This is a genomic window from Catenulispora subtropica (genome assembly GCF_039531675.1).
In the GTDB taxonomy this organism is placed as follows: Bacteria; Actinomycetota; Actinomycetes; order Streptomycetales; family Catenulisporaceae; genus Catenulispora; species Catenulispora subtropica.
In genome coordinates this window covers 1-15,598 of sequence record NZ_BAAAQM010000063.1, presented here as the reverse complement: position 1 = coordinate 15,598, position 15,598 = coordinate 1, and the positions used below count along the sequence as shown (strand labels likewise).

Here is a 15,598-nt window from a genome sequence, read left to right as displayed (position 1 = left end):
CGAGAAGCAAGGAGTCGACAACGATGGCCTATGTCATGTCCCCCGAGCGGGTGCGCGGGGGCACCGCCCGGAGCGGACGCCGGAGCGCCTGGAAGGAACTGCGCCGCGCGGCCGCGCGCAACGCCCGGGCGCACGCCTTCCTGCTCGGCGCGCTGCTGTGCTTCGCGCTGTTCACGTGGTACCCGATGGTCCGCGAGATCGTCATGTCCTTCCAGCGCACCCACCGCAACGTGACGACCTGGGCGGGCCTGGCGAACTACCGCCAGATCGTGAACGACCCCGAGTTCTGGTCGGCCTGGCGCAACACCCTGAAGTTCAGCGGCCTGGCGCTGGTCTTCGGGTTCGCCACGCCGTTCGTCGTCGCGATCGTCATCAACGAGTTCCGGCACGCCCAGGGCTACTTCCGGATCCTCGTCTACCTGCCGGTGATGCTGCCGCCGGTGGCCGGCATCCTGCTGTTCCGCTACTTCATGGACCCCGGGTACGGCCTGCTCAACCAGGGGCTGCACTTCCTGCACCTGCCCACCTCACAGTGGTACGCGTCCAAATCCAGCTCGACGCCCTCGCTGGTGCTGGTCTCGACCTGGGGCAACATGGGCTCGGCGACGCTGGTGTACCTGGCCGCGCTGCAAGGGATTCCGGGCGATCTCTACGAGGCCGCGGAACTGGACGGCTGCAGCATCCTGCAGCGCGTCCGGCACGTCACGATCCCCCAGACCCGGCTCATCCTGTCGCTGATGCTGATGCTGCAGATCGTGGCGACGATGCAGGTGTTCACCGAACCGTTCGTGCTCACCGGCGGGGGCCCCGAGGGCTCCACCACCACGATCGTCTACCTGCTCTACAACTACGCGTTCACCTACAACAAGTTCAACACCGCCGCCGCGCTCGGCGTGATCATGTTGGTGGTCCTGGCGATCTTCTCAGCCGTGTACGTCTGGCTGGAGCGCCGCGGAGGCGAGGACTGAGATGGCTGCCCAGACTTATCACCGGACCCTGATCTCCCGCTCGCGGCTGAACACCCCGCGCGGCAAGCGGGCGTACTGGATCGCCCTCGGCATCGCGCTGCTGACCGCCACCGCGGTCTTCATCTTCCCCTTCTTCTGGCTGGCGACCGGCGGCTTCAAGAGCTCGCAGGAACTGGTGCGCACTCCCCCGGTGCTGCTGCCCGCTCACCCCTCCACGCACGCCTTCACCCTGGCGTGGGACCGGCTGGGGATGGCGCAGCTGCTGTGGAACACGATCGTCTACGCCGGCGGCGCGCTGGTGTTCCAGCTCGTCTTCTGCGTCGCGGCCGCCTACTCGCTGTCCAAGCTGCGGCCGATCCTCGGCAACTGGATTCTGGCGGCGATGCTGGCCTCGATGCTGATCCCGGCCACCGCGCTGGTGGTCCCCCAGTACCTGACGGTGCTGGACCTGCCGATCGTGCACTGGAACCTGCAGAACACCCCCTGGGTGATCTGGCTGCCGACGGTGGCCAACGCCTTCAACGTGTTCCTGCTCAAGCGGTTCTTCGACTCCATCCCGAACGACCTGCTGGACGCCGCCGCGGTGGACGGCGCCGGACCGCTGCGCACACTGTGGCGGATCGTGCTGCCGATCTCCCGGCCGATCCTCGGGGTGGTGTCGATCTTCGCGGTGGTCGCGGTCTGGAAGGACTTCCTGTGGCCGCTGATCACGGTGCCGGAGCACGAGACGCTGAACGTCGGCGTCAACACCGCGGCCACCTCGATGCCGGACAACGCCCTGATCGGCGGGCTGTTCCTGGCCTCGATCCCGACCATCGCGCTGTTCCTGGTGTTCCAGCGCAACATCATGGCCGGCCTGACCGTGGGCGGCGTCAAGGGCTGACAGGGCCCTGAATCCTGTCCCGTCACATCACGTCTCGCATTCCGCATCCGCGTCTGCTTCGAGTACAGAGAGCAGGTTCCCGTGTCCGCGCTGCAGCATTCCCAGGCGCCGTGGTGGCGCTCGGCCGCCATCTACCAGATCTACCCGCGCAGCTTCGCCGACGGCACCGGCGACGGCGTCGGCGACCTGGCCGGCGTGCGCGCGCGGCTGCCGCACCTGGCCGAGCTCGGGGTGGACGCGGTCTGGTTCAACCCCTTCTATCTGTCCCCGCAGGCCGACGCCGGCTACGACGTCACCGACTACCGCGTCATCGACCCGCTGTTCGGCGACCTGGCCGGGGCCGAGGCGCTGATCGCCGAGGCGCACGCGCTGGGCATCCGGATCGTCATCGACATCGTGCCGAACCACACCTCCTCGGCGAACCCGTGGTTCCAGGCCGCGCTGGCCGCCGGGCCGGGTTCGCCGGAGCGGGAGCGGTTCTGGTTCCGTCCCGGCAGGGGCGCGGACGGCGAACTGCCGCCGACCAACTGGCAGGGCCACTTCGGCGGCTCGACGTGGACCCGTGTCGTCGAGCCGGACGGCGAACCCGGGGAGTGGTACCTGCACCTGTTCGACCCGGCGCAGCCGGACTTCAACTGGCGGCACCCCGACGTCCGGGCCGAGTTCGAGTCGGTGCTGCGGTTCTGGTTCGACCGCGGGGTGGACGGCTTCCGCATCGACTCCGCCGCGCTGCCGGCGAAGGACCCGGAGCTGCCGGACGTCGCGGACGGCGACGACACGCCGTTCACCGACCGCGCGGAGGTGCACGACATCTACCGCGCCTGGCGCACCGTCGCGGACTCCTACCCCGGCGACCGGGTGCTGATCGGCGAGGTCTGGCTGCCGGACGCGGCCCGGCTGGCGCGCTACCTGGGCCCGGACGAGATGCACACGGTGTTCAACTTCCCCTTCCTGGGCTGCGCGTGGGAGGCCGCCAAGCTGCGCGAGGTGGTCGACGCGACGCTGAGCCTGCACGCCCCGGTCGGAGCCCCGCCCACCTGGGTGCTGTCGAACCACGACGTGGACCGCGTGGTCACCCGCTACGGCCGCGAGGACACGTCGTTCGCGATCTACGCCCGCCACCTCGGGCGCCCGGTGGACCTGGACCTCGGCACCCGCCGGGCCCGCGCCGCCGCCCTGCTGGCCCAGGCCCTGCCCGGTTCGGTGTACGTGTACCAGGGCGAGGAGCTCGGTCTGTGGGAGGTCGAGGACATCCCCGACGACCTGCGCCAGGACCCGATGTGGGAGCGCAAGGGCCGCAACCCCGCCGACCCCGGCCGCGACGGCTGCCGCGTGCCGCTGCCGTGGTCCGGGACCGAGCCGCCGTTCGGCTTCAGCCCCGAGGGCGCGCGGACGCCGCCGTGGCTGCCGCAGCCGGAGGCGTGGAAGGGCTACACGGTCGAGGGCCAGGCCGCGGATCCGGACTCGATGCTCTGGCTGTATCGCAATGCGCTGCGCCTGCGCCGGGAGACCGCCGGGCTCGGCGACGGGCCCTTCGCGTGGCTGGACGCCCCGGGCGACGTGCTCGCCTTCGAGCGGGGCGACGGCTTCGCGTGCGTGGTGAACTTCGGCGCGGAGCCGGTGACGCAGCCGGTCCCCGGGCGGGTGCTGCTGGCGAGCGGGCCGCTCGCGGAGGACGGCCGGATCCCGGTGGACACCGCGGTGTGGATCGAGCGCGCCGGCGTCTGAGCCGCACGCCGCGGGCAGTCGGCCGGTCCGCGGCTCCGGTCAGGTCTCCCGCGGGGAACGCCAGCCGGAGCCGGCGGGGAACGCCAGCCGGAGCCGGTCCCGATGCGGAGGGCCGCCGAGCGACAGGCCGCTGGGCCGGGTGGTGCCGCACCTGCCGCTGGTGCGGCAGCACCCTGATCCCTTCAGTTGGTCACCAGCCCGCGACCGCCGGACCATCCGGTCGCGGGCTCGTTTCATGCCCCCGCTCGCGCCGGATGGTGCCTTCGGGCGGCCCTGCTCATGGCGCCCTCTTCCTCGGCGACCGGACCCTCGGCGGACTCGGGGACCGGACTTCCTCCGGACCCGGCCGCCGCGCCCGGCCGGCGCCCGACTTCGAAGACGATCTTCTTGCCGCCCTCGCCGGCGGTCACCCGCAGCCGGTCGACGGTCTGGGCGACGAGATCCAGACCGCGGCCGGAGACGTCCTCGGGAGAGGCGTGCCGGGGCTCCGGCGTGCACGTCGAGCAGTCGCCGACCTCGCAGACCGCGGCTCCGGGGCGGATTCGGACGGATACCGTGACGGGGCCGCGGCCGTGCACGACCGCGTTGGTCGCCACCTCGCTGTAGGCCAGCACCAGCCGGTCGGCGTCCTCACCGGCTCCCCACAAGGCCTCGACCGCGGCGGCCAGCCAGCGCCGCGACAGGCTGACGTCCAGGGCGGAGCCCGGGAACGACCAGGACAAAGCACTGCTTTGCGGAGTCCGCGATCCGGCCGGTTCGCCGGTCCCGCGGACGGCCACCCCGCCGCCGGCCTCACGGCCGCTCGCGCGGCACGCCGGGGCGGGGTGGCGTAATTGCTGCATGACAGCCTCACATCGTCGAAGTCTGCGCGACTTGACTCCCCCAGCGCGCACCCCGTAATGAAATATCCCACCGCGGGCGGATGCGCGCAGGGGATTCCGTGAAATCACCGGGGCCGGGTCGGGCAGAATGGCGTCGATCGCAGAAGCGAACCGCCAGGGGGTGGCGATGACATCCGCAGAACCTTCCGGTCCCCGCGCTCAGATCAGATCGCAGGACCCGGACGACACAGAGCACGGGGGCGGCGCAGCCGCCCCCGTGTCTTCCCACCCGCCGGCCGGCGCCCCACCGGCCACGGTGCCATCGCCCGCCGCCCGGGCGCCCGCCGCCGCGCCCTCCGCCGCCACCGCCCCGCCGATCCGCCGGCGCCGCCTCGGCGCGGCCCTGCGCCGGCTCCGCCTCTCGGCCGGCCTCACCCTGCAGGGCGCCGCCGAGCGCCTGGAGATCTCGGACTCGACGCTGTCGCGGCTGGAGAACGGCCAGGGCCGGCTGCGCCGCATCGACGTGGCCGCCGCCCTGGACGTGTACGGCGTGCGGGACGAGGAGCTGCGCACGACGCTGCTGAACCTGACCGGCCAGATCCGCGACAAGGGCTGGTGGCAGTACTACCGCCGGGCCATCCCCGAGCCGTACGCGGACTACATCAGCGTCGAGGCGGCGGCCACCACGATCGACGCGCACACGGTGCAGCTGGTCCACGGCCTGCTGCAGACCGAGCCCTACATCCGGGCGGTGGCCGAGGCCTGGCGGGTGCGCACCGAGCCGCTGGACGTCGACGCGCTGGTGGCCGTGCGCCGCACCCGGCAGCGGATGCTCGGCGGCCCGGACCCGCTGCGGCTGCGCGTGGTCATGCACGAGAGCGCGCTGCGGCAGATGGTCGGCGGGCCGGAGGTGATGCGCGGCCAGATCGAACGGGTCCTCGAAGAATCGCGGCGGCCGAATGTCGTCATCCAGATCATCACCCATTCGGCGGGTGCGTATTCCGGGCTCGACGAACCTTTCGCGATTGTAGGATTCGGTAATCCTCTGGAACACGACGTGGTATGCCTGGACAACCTGACGCGAACGCATTTCTTGGAGACCGTCGACGAGGTGCGCAATTACGCGTCGGTGTTCGATCAGCTGCGGGCCGCGGCGCTTTCCCCCGAGAGGTCGGCGCTCTGGCTCGCCGACCTGCTGACGAAGATGGAGAGCTAGTTGAGCACCAGGAACGACCAGCACGACCGGCACGATCCGACTCCTGACACGGCGAACGGAACCGATACGTACGGCGCCTGCTCGATCGGCGCGGAGCTCACCGGCCCGACCCCGGCCGGTGCCGACCTGACCGGCGCCGCCTGGCGCAAGAGCAGCCACAGCAACGGCGCGACCAACTGCGTCGAGGTGGCCCGGCTGGCCGACGGCTCGGTCGGCGTCCGGCACTCACGGCGGCCCGACGGCGCGGTGATCGTCTACTCGCGGTCCGAGTGGGCTGCCTTCCTCGCCGGCGTGAAGGCTGAGGAATTCGAGGTCGAAACGGCCTGACCGGCCGCGGCCCCGTTCCGCCCCGTCCGGAATGGGGCCCGCCCCCTGGGGCCGGACCCCCCGAGCGGGCGGGTGAGAGGATGGCGCGCATGGCCCACCAAGGCGCGCAGCCCCCGACCCCCGCCGCCGAGCCCGCGCCCGAGCACCGGCACGACCCCGCGGACCCGACCCTGCCCGATCAGGTCGTGGACACCGCCGTGGGCTTCCTGGACCTGCTCGCCGAACCCAGCCGCCTGCGTCTGCTGTGGGCTCTGCGCGGCGGCGAGCTCGGCGTCACGGCGCTGGCCGAGACCGCGGGCTGCACGCCGACCGCCGCCAGCCAGCACCTGGCCAAGCTCCGCCTCGGCGGCCTGGTCGAACAGCGCGCCGAGGGCCGCGCCCGGCTCTACCGCCTGCGCGGCGGCCACATCCGCCGGCTGCTGGAGGAGGTCGTGGGGCACGCCGACCACGCGGTGCGCGGCATCCCCTACGACCTCTGACGAGGCTCCCCACCGGCACCGGCACCGGCACCGGCATCGGCACTCACGGCAGGAACCACTGCTGCGCCTTGTTGCCGCTCGCGCACGGCTTCAACGACACCGCCTGACCCTGTCCGTTGTCGGTCAGGCAGTCGCCGAACCGCTCGCTGTGGAGGTAGAACGCCCCGGCGGGCATGTTCGCGTCCCGGGCCAGCCACCACAGCTGGTTGGTGTTCCCGCACGAGCAGTGCCACAACGCGATCCGGCCGTCGCCCGAGGAGTCCGCGTCGAGCACCTGATTCGTGTCCAGTCCGTCGCCGAACTGGTAGACGGTGTGCCCGCCGGCGGTCGAAGCGGTGGCCTGGAACGTCTGCCCCTGCCGCCCGGACGGCGGCTCGACGGTGAGCTGCGAACCGTCGGTGTAGAGCGGCGCCCCGCTGGAGTTGCCGTAGACGTCGATGGCGCCGCCGTCCCCGACATTGGTGATCTGCCCGGACTTGTGCGGGACCTGCGCCGTGGTCGAGCTCACCGGCGGCGGCGCCTGCGACGCCGACGAGACCGACGACGCCGGACCGCTCGACGCCGGCGGCGCGGCGCTGCTCGGCCGGCTGGACGCCCCGCCCTGCGTCGCACTCGGCGCCGCCGGCTTCGACGAACTGCTGACCGCGGCGGACGAGCTGCTCGAACTCGACGACGCCGAGGAGGACGAAGCCGAGGACGCACTCGACGAGCCGCTGGACGAAGACGTGCCCTGCGACACGCTGGTCGAGGACCCCGACCCTGTAACTCCCGGCGCGGACTGGCTCGTCGACGAGGCCACGGCGGCCGGCGCCGCCGTGGTGGAGCGCGAGAGCGGATAGGCGACGGCCACCGCCACCACGGCCGCGACCAAGGCGGCGGCGCCGGTGAAGACGAGGGTGCGGCGGCGGTTGGGCGGTTCCGGCGGGGACTCGACGAGCTCTGTTTCAGGCCCCTCGGCTCCGTGATCATCAGGGGCTTCCGGAGCTTCGCGCCCGCCGACGCTCTCAACCACCTCCGCCGGTTCGGGAACCACTGATCGGGGTCGCCCGCCGGTCGTGGACGAATCCTCTCGAGCCGACCGCACGGGGCGGGCCGGTGCAGCCGCTTCAGCGGCCACGGGCTCCGGTTGCACGCCGGCCGTGAACGAGTCGTCGCGGGCCAGCCGCGCCGGCCGTGCCGGAGCAGCCGCTTCGGGCTGTGCCTCCTCATCCGTTTCGAGTTCTGGCTCACCGTCGGGCAGCGGAACGGTCGCGACCTCGTCCTCTCCCGGCAGGGACACCGTCTCCTCCGGACTCGGCTCCGTCACCGTGAACGACGCCCAGTCCGCGCCCTCGCCCTGTGCCGGGCGCACCGCGTACGAAGCCCACGGCGGCGTTATCTCCTCCGCCACCGCCCCCGTCGCGGCCTTCTCCTCGACCGGTTCCGGATCGGCCTCAGTTTCGGTCTCGGCCTCGACCTCGGTCGCTTGCGATTCCTCCGGCTCCTCCGCCGCCTTCGGCACGACCGTGAACGACAGGAAGTCGCCGTCCGACCGGGCCTTCGGCGCCGCCGCGGCCACCGCCGCCGCCACGTCGACCCCGGTCTGGAAGCTGTCCTGCGGCGACCCGATCCGCGTGATCGAGCTGTTCCCGTCGGCGATGCGGCGCGCCGTCCCGGCCATCTCGCGCGCGCTGGCGAACCGCGCCGTCGGGTCCTTCGCCAGCGCCCGCATCACCAGTTCGCGGACCGGCGCCGACACCGTGTCCGGCAGCGGCGGCACCGGTTCCTGCAGGTGCTTCATCATGATGCCGAGCGGGGTGTCGCCGTCGAAGGGCGGAGCGCCGGTGAGGCATTCGTAGGCGATGACGCCGACCGCGTACTGGTCTGCGGCGGCGGTGACGGCGCTGTGCCGGGCCTGCTCCGGGGCGGCGTAGACGGCTGTCCCCAGGACCACGTCGGCGGCCGTGAGGCGGCGGGCGTCGGCGGTGCGGGCGACGCCGAAGTCCGTGACCACCACCGCGCCGCCGCGCAGCATCAGGTTGGCCGGCTTCACGTCGCGGTGCACGATGCCCTGGTCGTGCGCGGCCTGCAGGGCCTCCAGGGTCTGCGCGACCAGCGTCAGCGTCGTGGCCTCGGACAGCGGCGCGGACTCGTCCAGCAGCTCCGACAGCGGCCGGCCGGTGATCAGCTCCATGACCAGGAACGCGGTGCGCGGATCGTCGGTCTGGCCGTAGTCGTACACCGACACGATGCCGGGATGGCTCAGCGCCGCCAGGACCCGGGCCTCGGTGTGGAAGCGGGCGGCGAAGCCGGCGTCGTCCAGCAGCGCGGGCAGCAGGATCTTGACGGCGACGTCGCGCCCCAGGACCGTGTCCTGGGCCTGCCATACGTCGCCCATCGACCCGCCGCCGATACGCCGGCGCAGCTGGTAGCGCCCGGCCAGGACGGTTCCCTCACCCCACATACAGCGGTTCCCCATGGATCTCGTCGGTCGGAAGAGTCGGTCTCACGCGATGCCCCGGCGTCGGCGCCGGGCCAGCCACACGGCCCCGGCGACACCCCCGGCGGACAATATCCCGCCCCCGCCGACGGCCAGGGCTCGGCCGGTCGCGTCGGGCTTCGGCGGGGGCGTCGCGAAGGTCAACGGCGCGGGCACCGAGGCCCGTGGCGGGCCGGCGGACCCAGGCGCCGCCACTTGAGTCAGCGCGGCATAGGGGTCCACGACGCCCCATCCGTAGTTCTCGTCGGGAGCCCCGGCGGCCATCCGGTCCGCGGTCGCGTACAGCCGTTGCCGCACCTGCTCCGCGGTCAGCCCCGGATCACGGCTCCACACCAGCGCGGCCGTCGCGGCGACGAACGGCGTCGCGAACGACGTCCCGATCCCGGAGGCCGACACCCCGCCACCGCCCGGTCCGACGCCGATCACCGGCGCCTCCGCGGTACCGCCGGGCGCCGCGAGCTCCACGTAGGCACCGTGCTCGGAGTACGACGTCACCGCTCGGTCCGGACCGGTCGCCGCGACCGCCACCACCCCCGGGTACGCCGCCGGATACTGCGGCGGGTTCCCGTTCTGCTGGTCGCCGAGGTTCCCGGCGGCGGCGACGACCAGCACGCCCGCCGCCTCCGCGTCCTGGACCGCGGAGGCCAGGTCAGGAGTGTCGGTCGAGGTGCCGGCCGAGATGTTCACGATCTTCGCCCCGCGCTTGACCGCCTCGCGGATGCCCTGCGCGATCGGCGCGTTCTCGTTCTCGCACGTGCGATACGCCCGGATCGACAGCAGGCTGACCACCGACGGCGCCAGCCCCACGACCCCGACCCCGGGGCGCGCCCGCGCCGCGATGATCCCGGCGACCATCGTCCCGTGGCCCAGCACGTCGGCGGTCGGCGGATACGTCTTCGGATCGACGAGCGACACGCTTCCCGCGACGTCGACGGCTCCGGCCAGCTGCGGCGCCGAGACGTCGATCCCGGAGTCGACCACCGCGACCTTGATCTTCGCTCCCGAGGCCACGTAGGGGGCCAGGTCCGCGTAGCGCAACGCGGTCTGGGCCCACGGCGTCTGCGGAGACGGCGCCACCGGCGAGACCGAGGGCGTGCAGTCGTCCGCGACAGCCTTCGGAGCGCCGCCGACCGGAGCGACGACGAGCCCTGAGACGAGCGCCGCCACGACCAGGGCGCCGCCCGGCGACGGCCGCCGCCTCAGTCCGGCCCTCACACCGCCTCCTCGCCGGCCCACGCGGTCTGCACCAGGATCGTTCCGGCCCGCCGCGAGACCAGCTGCGCCCGCCCGGGCGGCAGCCGCATCGGCCGCGCGTCCCCGAGGAACTGGCCCTCGTCCTTGCTGCACGACAGCAGCAGCCCCGGCGTGCTCAGCTCCCAGAGCCGCCGCAGCACCTGGTCGCCCATGCCGCGGGCGGCGCCGGCCGTGGACCGCGCCAGCACCAGGTGCAGCCCGATCTCGGCGGCCTGCGGCAGGAGCTCCAGCACCGGTGCCAGCGGCGTACCGCGGCTGCCGGTCATCAGGTCGTAGTCATCCACGACGATGTACAGCTCCGGCCCGGTCCACCAGTCGCGCAGCGGCAGCCGCGCCGGCTCCACATCCGGTCCGGGCACGCGCTGCAGCAGCACCGGGGTGATCTCCTTGAGCAGATCCTCCAGCGCCGTCGCCGTGACCGCGTAGCCGAGCTGTTTGGCGGCCGGGACGGCGTCGTGCAGCCGCCGCCGGGTGTCCGCCAGCAGGACCCTGACCTCCTTGGGGTCCGCGCGCTCGGTCACCGCCCGGGCCACCAGCCGCAGCAGGTTGGTCTTGCCGCTCTCGTTCTCGCCGAACACCATCAGGTGCGGCGTGGTCGCGAAGTCGTGCAGCACCGGCTCCAGCCGGGTCTCGTCCCAGCCCAGGGCCACCGCCGAACGCGCGGCCGGCTGGGACAGCCGCGCGGCCGGCAGCAGCGTCGGCAGCATCCGCACCGGCGGCGCGGCCTGCCCGGGGTGCGCCTTGGTGATGTGGCGCACCAGGTCCCGCGTGCCCTCCCCGAGGGTCGCGGGGTCTCGGTCCCCGTCGATGCGCGGCAGCGCGGCGAGGAAGTGCAGGCGTCCGGTCGTCAGGCCGCGCCCCGGGACCGCCGGCACCTCCTTGGCCAGCGCCGCGTTCACCTCGGAGTCGATCGGATCGCCGAGCCGCAGCTCCAGCCGGGTGCCGATGAGGTCGCGCAGCCACGGCCGGACCTCGGTCCACCGTGCGGCGGTGATCACCAGGTGCACGCCGAACCCCAGCCCGCGGGCGGCGATGTCCTGGATCGCGGGCTCCATCCGCTCATAGTCCTGATGGAAGGTGAACCATCCGTCGATGACGAGGAAGACGTCTCCGAACGAATCCTCCGCGAACTCGCCGAGCCGGCGCCGCCGCCGGTACTCGCTCATCGAGCCGACGCCGGCCGCCGCGAAGGCCTGCTCCCGGTCGGCGAGCAGCATCTGCACCTCGGCGACCGTCCGCGTCACCTTCTCCGCGTCCAGGCGTCCGGCCACCCCGCCGACCTGCGGCAGATCCGACAGGGCGGTGAGCCCGCCGCCGCCGAAGTCCAGGCAGTAGAACTGCGTGTCCCGCGGCGGGTACCGCAGGCTCAGGGAGCTGATGAGGGTGCGCAGCATCGTCGACTTGCCGGACAGCGGCGCGCCGACCACCGCCACGTGCCCGGCCGCGCCGGCCAGGTCCGCGACCAGCGGGTCGTGCCGCTGCTCGAAGGGCCGGTCGGTGACGCCGAGCACGGCCAGCAGCGTGTCGTCGGGCCCGGACACGCCGCGCGCCGGGGTCGCGGCCCCGGCCGGCGACGGCCCGTAGTGCGTGGCGCGCGGATCCGGCTCGGGCAGCCCGCCGGTCAGCGCCGCCACGGCCTCGGGCAGCAGCGCGTCCAGCGTCGGCGGCGCCGACAGCGGCGGCAGCCAGATCCGGTGCGCCGGGCGGCCTCGCCCCTGCATCCGCGAGGCGAGCACCTGAAGCGTGGTCTCGGAGATCGGCGGGCTGGTGAACTCCTCCTCCGGCTCCGCCGCCTCCTGCTCGGCCGTCGGGGCGACCCGAGGGGCGAGGTAGGACGACCGGTACCGGATCACGTGATAGCGCCCCGAGTCCTCGGTCTCCTCGCCCGCCTTCGGCGGCACGTACGGCGCCGACACGTATCCGGCCCGGAACCGGATCAGCGGGTCGGTGCCGCAGCGCAGGAACCCGTGCCCGGGGGTCGACGGCAGGTCGTAGGCGTCGCCGACGCCGAGCACGGCGCGGGACTCCGCGACCGAGAACGTGCGCAGGCCGACGCGGTAGGACAGGTGCCCCTCCAGCGCGTGGATGCGCCCTTCGTCAAGCCTCTGCGACGCCAGCAGCAGGTGCACGCCGAGTGAGCGCCCCAGCCGCCCGATCATCACGAACAGCTCGAGGAACTCGGAGTGCGCCGCCAGCAGTTCGCTGAACTCGTCGACCACCAGGAACAACGACGGCAGCGGCGCCAGCGGGACGCCGGAGGCGCGCGCCGCCTCGTAGTCGCGCAGCGAGGCGTAGTTCCCGGCGGCGCGCAGCAGTTCCTGACGCCGCACCATCTCGCCGTGCAGCGCCGTGTACATGCGCTTCACCAACGGCAGCTCGTCCGCCAGGTTGGTGATCACCGCGGAGGTGTGCGGCAGCTTGTCCAGCCCCAGGAACGTCGCGCCGCCCTTGAAGTCGACGAGCACGAAGTTCAGGATCTCGGGGTCGTTGCGCACCGCCATCGCCAGCACCAGGGTACGCAGCAGCTCGCTCTTGCCGGAGCCGGTGGCGCCGATGATCATGCCGTGCGGGCCGGTGCCGCCCTGCGCGGCCTCCTTGATGTCCAGTTCGGCCGGCAGCCCCTGTTCGGTCAGGCCGATCGGGACGCGCAGCCGCTCCCGGTTCGGCCGGGCCTGCCAGGTCTGCGCCGGCTCCAGGCCCCGCGCGTCGCGGATGCCGAGCAGGCTGGTGAACGAGATGTCGCCGGCGCCGCGCCCGGACGCCTCGCCGGCTCCGGCGACGCGCAGCGGCGCCAGGATCCGCGCGACGGCCGAGGACTCGGCGGTGCTCAGGGTCGCCGCTCGTCCCAGGGCGTTGACGTCCTCGCCGCCGGAGCGGTCCGGGGTCACCGCCGCCAGCACGGCGTCGGCGCCCTCCCGGGCGGCCCGCAACCGCAGGGTCGCGACGGGCGCGTCCGGCGCGACCGGGGCGCCGGTGAGGTCCAGCAGCACCGCGTTGCGGTACCCGGTGCGCAGCGCCCGGTGGTCCGGCGGCAGCTCACCGCCGTCCAGCAGGATCACGGTGAACGGCTCGCGGGCCGCCGGCGCCGCGCCCGGTCCCGGCGGCTCGTGCGGGCCGCGCTCCCGGAAGTCGCCGGGGTCCAGCAGCCGCTCCAGGTCGGCGAAGCTGTCGCTGATCAGCCGCACCCGGCCGACCGCGTCGGACTCGGTGGCGTGCAGGGCGTGCGGCAGCCACTTGACCCACTCCCAGCGCTCGCGCGTGGTGTCGCCGCAGTGCACGGCGATGCGCAGGTCCTCGGGGCTGTGGAAGACGGCGAGCTGGGTGAGCAGCGCCCGCGCCACGGCGCGCGCGGCCGGGCCGTCGCCGTCGAACGCCACCCGGGCGAAGGCCCGCAGGTTCGCGGCGATCGGCAGGTCGGGGATGGTCTTGTAGGCCTGCAGGAACCGGCGCAGCGCGTTGGCCGACACCGGGTCCAGGTCCTCGACCGGCTTGGTCTGCGGCGGCGCCAGCCGCACCGCCAGCGCCATCGGGCCGGTGGCCAGCCGCACCTCGGCGAAGTCCCGATCGGCCGGCCCGCGCTCCCAGAGCCGGCCGCTCATCGCGGTCGACCACAGCGCCGCCGGGTCCGGGTGCCGCCACAACAGGGCTTTTATCTGCGCGTCGATGTGTTTGCGCACCTGGCGCCGGTTCTGGTCCAGGTGCCGCAGGTAGTCGCGGCGGTCGCCGGCCAGCTTGAACTTCTTGTCCCCGCCGCCGCGGCCCATCTGCATGCCGACCATGCCGAGCGAGGACACCGCCATCATGCCGCCGGCCAGATAGTTGGTGGCGCGGGCGCCCGGCTGCAGGAACATCATCGCCATCGCGCCGCTGCTGGCGGCCATCGGCAGCGCCATCACCGCCTGGCCGAGCCCGCCCGGGACCGGCTCCGGGATCGCGGGCGGTTCCTGGAAGACGATCTCACCTTGAGGGAAAGGCGGCGCGGTGCGGCGCGGCACCGGCCGGTATTCACGGATGCTCAACGTTCGCTCTGCTTCCCCTGGCGGTCCGTCCGCACGACCCGCGATAGTCGACCACTTGTCCGGTCCGTGCGCAAAGGGAAGAAGAACAGGACGTTGAGCAATCGAGCGACGCTGCCTGAGGCCGACTTGTGCCGGTTGTCGATCGCGACCCCGGCCAACGTGCTGGAACTGGCGCTGCCGACAGCGGTGCCGCTGGCGGACTTCCTACCAGCGGTATTGAGCTTTGCCGGGCCTGATCTGGCCGACCAGGGACTGGCCCACGACGGCTGGGTGCTGCAACGGCTCGGCGGCGCGCCGCTCTCCGAGGCGCGGACCCTCGCCGAGCTGCGCGTCCACGACGGCGAGACGCTCTACCTGCGGCCGCGCCGGGCGGCCGCGCCGGCCGCGGTGTTCGACGACGTCGTGGACGGCCTGGCGACCGCGGTGCGCGAGCGCGAGGACCGGCTGCGCGAGGCCGCCGGGCACTGGGCGGGGCCGGCTCTGGGCGCGGTGGCGCTGGCGGCCGGGGCGGCGGGCGTCGCCGCCGGGCCGGGACCGGTCGGGCAGCGCGCCGGGATCGCCGGAGCGGTGGCCGTCCTGTTGCTGATCGGCGCGGCGGTCGCGGCCCGGTTCCTCAACGTGCGCCCCGCCGGGACCGTGCTGGGCATCGCCGTCGTGGGCTGGTCCGCGGTGGGCGGCTGGCTCGCCGCGGACGCGGTGGCCCACACCGCGGAACACCCCGAGTCGGCGGCGGCGCTGTGGGCGGGGGCGGCGGCGCTGCTGGCGTCGGCGGCGACCGCGGCAGCCGTGGGCTCGGCGGATCCGACACTGGCCGCCGGAGCGCCGCGCCGCTCGCAGACGGGAACCGCGGTCCTCGACGAGCCGGGCGGCGGCGCCGGCGGCTTGGAGCCGTTCGCCACGACCACGGTGATCGCGGCCGGGACCGTGGTGTCCGGGGCGCTGGGCGTCGCGTTCCACACCGCGCTGTCGCAGAGCGCTGTCGTCGCCGGGGTGCTCGGGCTGGCGTTCGTGCTGGCCGTGCCCCGTCTGGCGTTCCGGATGGCCGGCCAGCGGCTGCCGGCCCTGCCCGCGACCGCCGAGCGGATCCAGGTGGACCTGCCCGCCCGGGAGCAGGCCGAACTGTGGCGGACCTCGGCGCGCCTGGACCGGTTGATGGGCGCGTTCCTGCTCGGCGGGGGCGTGCTGGCGGTCGGCGGCGCGGCCTCGGCCGCCGGCCACGGGGTGCTCGGCGCGATCGCCGCCGCCGACCTCGGGGTGGCGTACCTGCTGCGCGCTCGGGTGTTCGCGCGGACCCCGCTCAGGCTGCTGCTCCAGACCGTGGGCATGCTCGCGCTGGCCGCGGCGGCCTGGCGCGCGGCGGCGGTCGGCCACGCCGTGGCCACCCCGGCCGCGGTCGCCGCCGCCGCCCTGGTGGTGGGCCTGGG

11 protein-coding genes are annotated in these 15,598 nt (G+C 73.6%); 7 read left to right on the top strand and 4 right to left on the bottom strand.

Annotated features, from left to right (window positions below):
• The first annotated feature begins 23 nt into the window (after positions 1 to 23).
• The 3 genes from ABD466_RS37145 (at position 24) to ABD466_RS37135 (ending at position 3,579) form a co-directional block, all read left to right on the top strand.
• Positions 24 to 968, top strand: coding sequence for a carbohydrate ABC transporter permease (locus ABD466_RS37145; RefSeq protein WP_344661958.1), 945 nt, complete (start codon positions 24 to 26; stop codon positions 966 to 968).
• A 1-nt stretch (position 969) separates the two neighbouring features.
• Complete coding sequence (locus ABD466_RS37140; protein ID WP_344661957.1) at positions 970 to 1,851, top strand: carbohydrate ABC transporter permease; 882 nt, start codon at positions 970 to 972, stop codon at positions 1,849 to 1,851.
• Between the two features lie 81 nt (positions 1,852 to 1,932).
• Positions 1,933 to 3,579: a glycoside hydrolase family 13 protein gene (locus ABD466_RS37135; protein WP_344661956.1), complete on the top strand. Its 1,647-nt coding sequence runs from the start codon at positions 1,933 to 1,935 to the stop codon at positions 3,577 to 3,579.
• 233 nt (positions 3,580 to 3,812) lie between these two features.
• Here the strand turns inward: ABD466_RS37135 and ABD466_RS37130 are convergent, their stop codons facing one another.
• Positions 3,813 to 4,421 (bottom strand): ATP-binding protein, encoded by a 609-nt coding sequence (locus ABD466_RS37130; protein ID WP_344661955.1) that lies wholly within the window; start codon positions 4,419 to 4,421, stop codon positions 3,813 to 3,815.
• A gap of 256 nt (positions 4,422 to 4,677) precedes the next feature.
• On the opposite strand from ABD466_RS37130, the gene ABD466_RS37125 reads away from it, so the two are divergent.
• The 3 genes from ABD466_RS37125 to ABD466_RS37115 all read left to right on the top strand — a co-directional run bounded on the left by ABD466_RS37125 (position 4,678) and on the right by ABD466_RS37115 (position 6,422).
• Positions 4,678 to 5,616 carry a helix-turn-helix domain-containing protein gene (locus tag ABD466_RS37125; RefSeq protein ID WP_344661954.1) on the top strand — a complete coding sequence of 313 codons (939 nt, stop codon included), beginning with the start codon at positions 4,678 to 4,680 and terminating at the stop codon, positions 5,614 to 5,616.
• Entirely contained in the window at positions 5,617 to 5,943 is a 327-nt protein-coding gene (locus ABD466_RS37120; RefSeq protein ID WP_344661953.1) for a DUF397 domain-containing protein, read from the top strand.
• Positions 5,944 to 6,032: 89 nt separating this feature from the next.
• Positions 6,033 to 6,422 carry an ArsR/SmtB family transcription factor gene (locus ABD466_RS37115; protein ID WP_344661952.1) on the top strand — a complete coding sequence of 130 codons (390 nt, stop codon included), beginning with the start codon at positions 6,033 to 6,035 and terminating at the stop codon, positions 6,420 to 6,422.
• A 43-nt stretch (positions 6,423 to 6,465) separates the two neighbouring features.
• On the opposite strand, the gene ABD466_RS37110 is transcribed toward ABD466_RS37115, so the two are convergent.
• Genes ABD466_RS37110 through eccCa form a run of 3 tightly spaced genes read right to left on the bottom strand, consistent with a single transcriptional unit; the run spans position 6,466 to position 14,174 of the window.
• A complete protein-coding gene (locus ABD466_RS37110) occupies positions 6,466 to 8,865 on the bottom strand; it encodes a serine/threonine protein kinase (protein ID WP_344661951.1) in 2,400 nt (799 codons plus the stop codon).
• Between the two features lie 42 nt (positions 8,866 to 8,907).
• Positions 8,908 to 10,116 carry a S8 family serine peptidase gene (locus ABD466_RS37105; protein ID WP_344661950.1) on the bottom strand — a complete coding sequence of 403 codons (1,209 nt, stop codon included), beginning with the start codon at positions 10,114 to 10,116 and terminating at the stop codon, positions 8,908 to 8,910.
• The gene (eccCa, locus tag ABD466_RS37100; protein ID WP_344661949.1) at positions 10,113 to 14,174 is read right to left on the bottom strand and encodes a type VII secretion protein EccCa; all 4,062 of its coding nucleotides are present in this window, start codon (positions 14,172 to 14,174) and stop codon (positions 10,113 to 10,115) included. Before eccCa ends, ABD466_RS37105 begins: the two co-directional genes overlap by 4 nt.
• Before the next feature lie 93 nt (positions 14,175 to 14,267).
• On the opposite strand from eccCa, the gene eccD reads away from it, so the two are divergent.
• A partial coding sequence (gene eccD, locus ABD466_RS37095; RefSeq protein WP_344661948.1) for a type VII secretion integral membrane protein EccD occupies positions 14,268 to 15,598 on the top strand: 1,331 nt, incomplete at its 3' end.

Bases quoted from the DNA above. Each gene is read 5' to 3' on its own strand.
- ABD466_RS37145 (WP_344661958.1), top strand. From the start codon at position 24: ATGGCCTATGTCATGTCCCCCGAGCGGGTGCGCGGGGGCACCGCCCGG.
- ABD466_RS37140 (WP_344661957.1), top strand. From the start codon at position 970: ATGGCTGCCCAGACTTATCACCGGACCCTGATCTCCCGCTCGCGGCTG.
- ABD466_RS37115 (WP_344661952.1), top strand. From the start codon at position 6,033: ATGGCCCACCAAGGCGCGCAGCCCCCGACCCCCGCCGCCGAGCCCGCG.
- ABD466_RS37110 (WP_344661951.1), bottom strand. From the start codon at position 8,865: ATGTGGGGTGAGGGAACCGTCCTGGCCGGGCGCTACCAGCTGCGCCGG.
- ABD466_RS37130 (WP_344661955.1), bottom strand. From the start codon at position 4,421: ATGCAGCAATTACGCCACCCCGCCCCGGCGTGCCGCGCGAGCGGCCGT.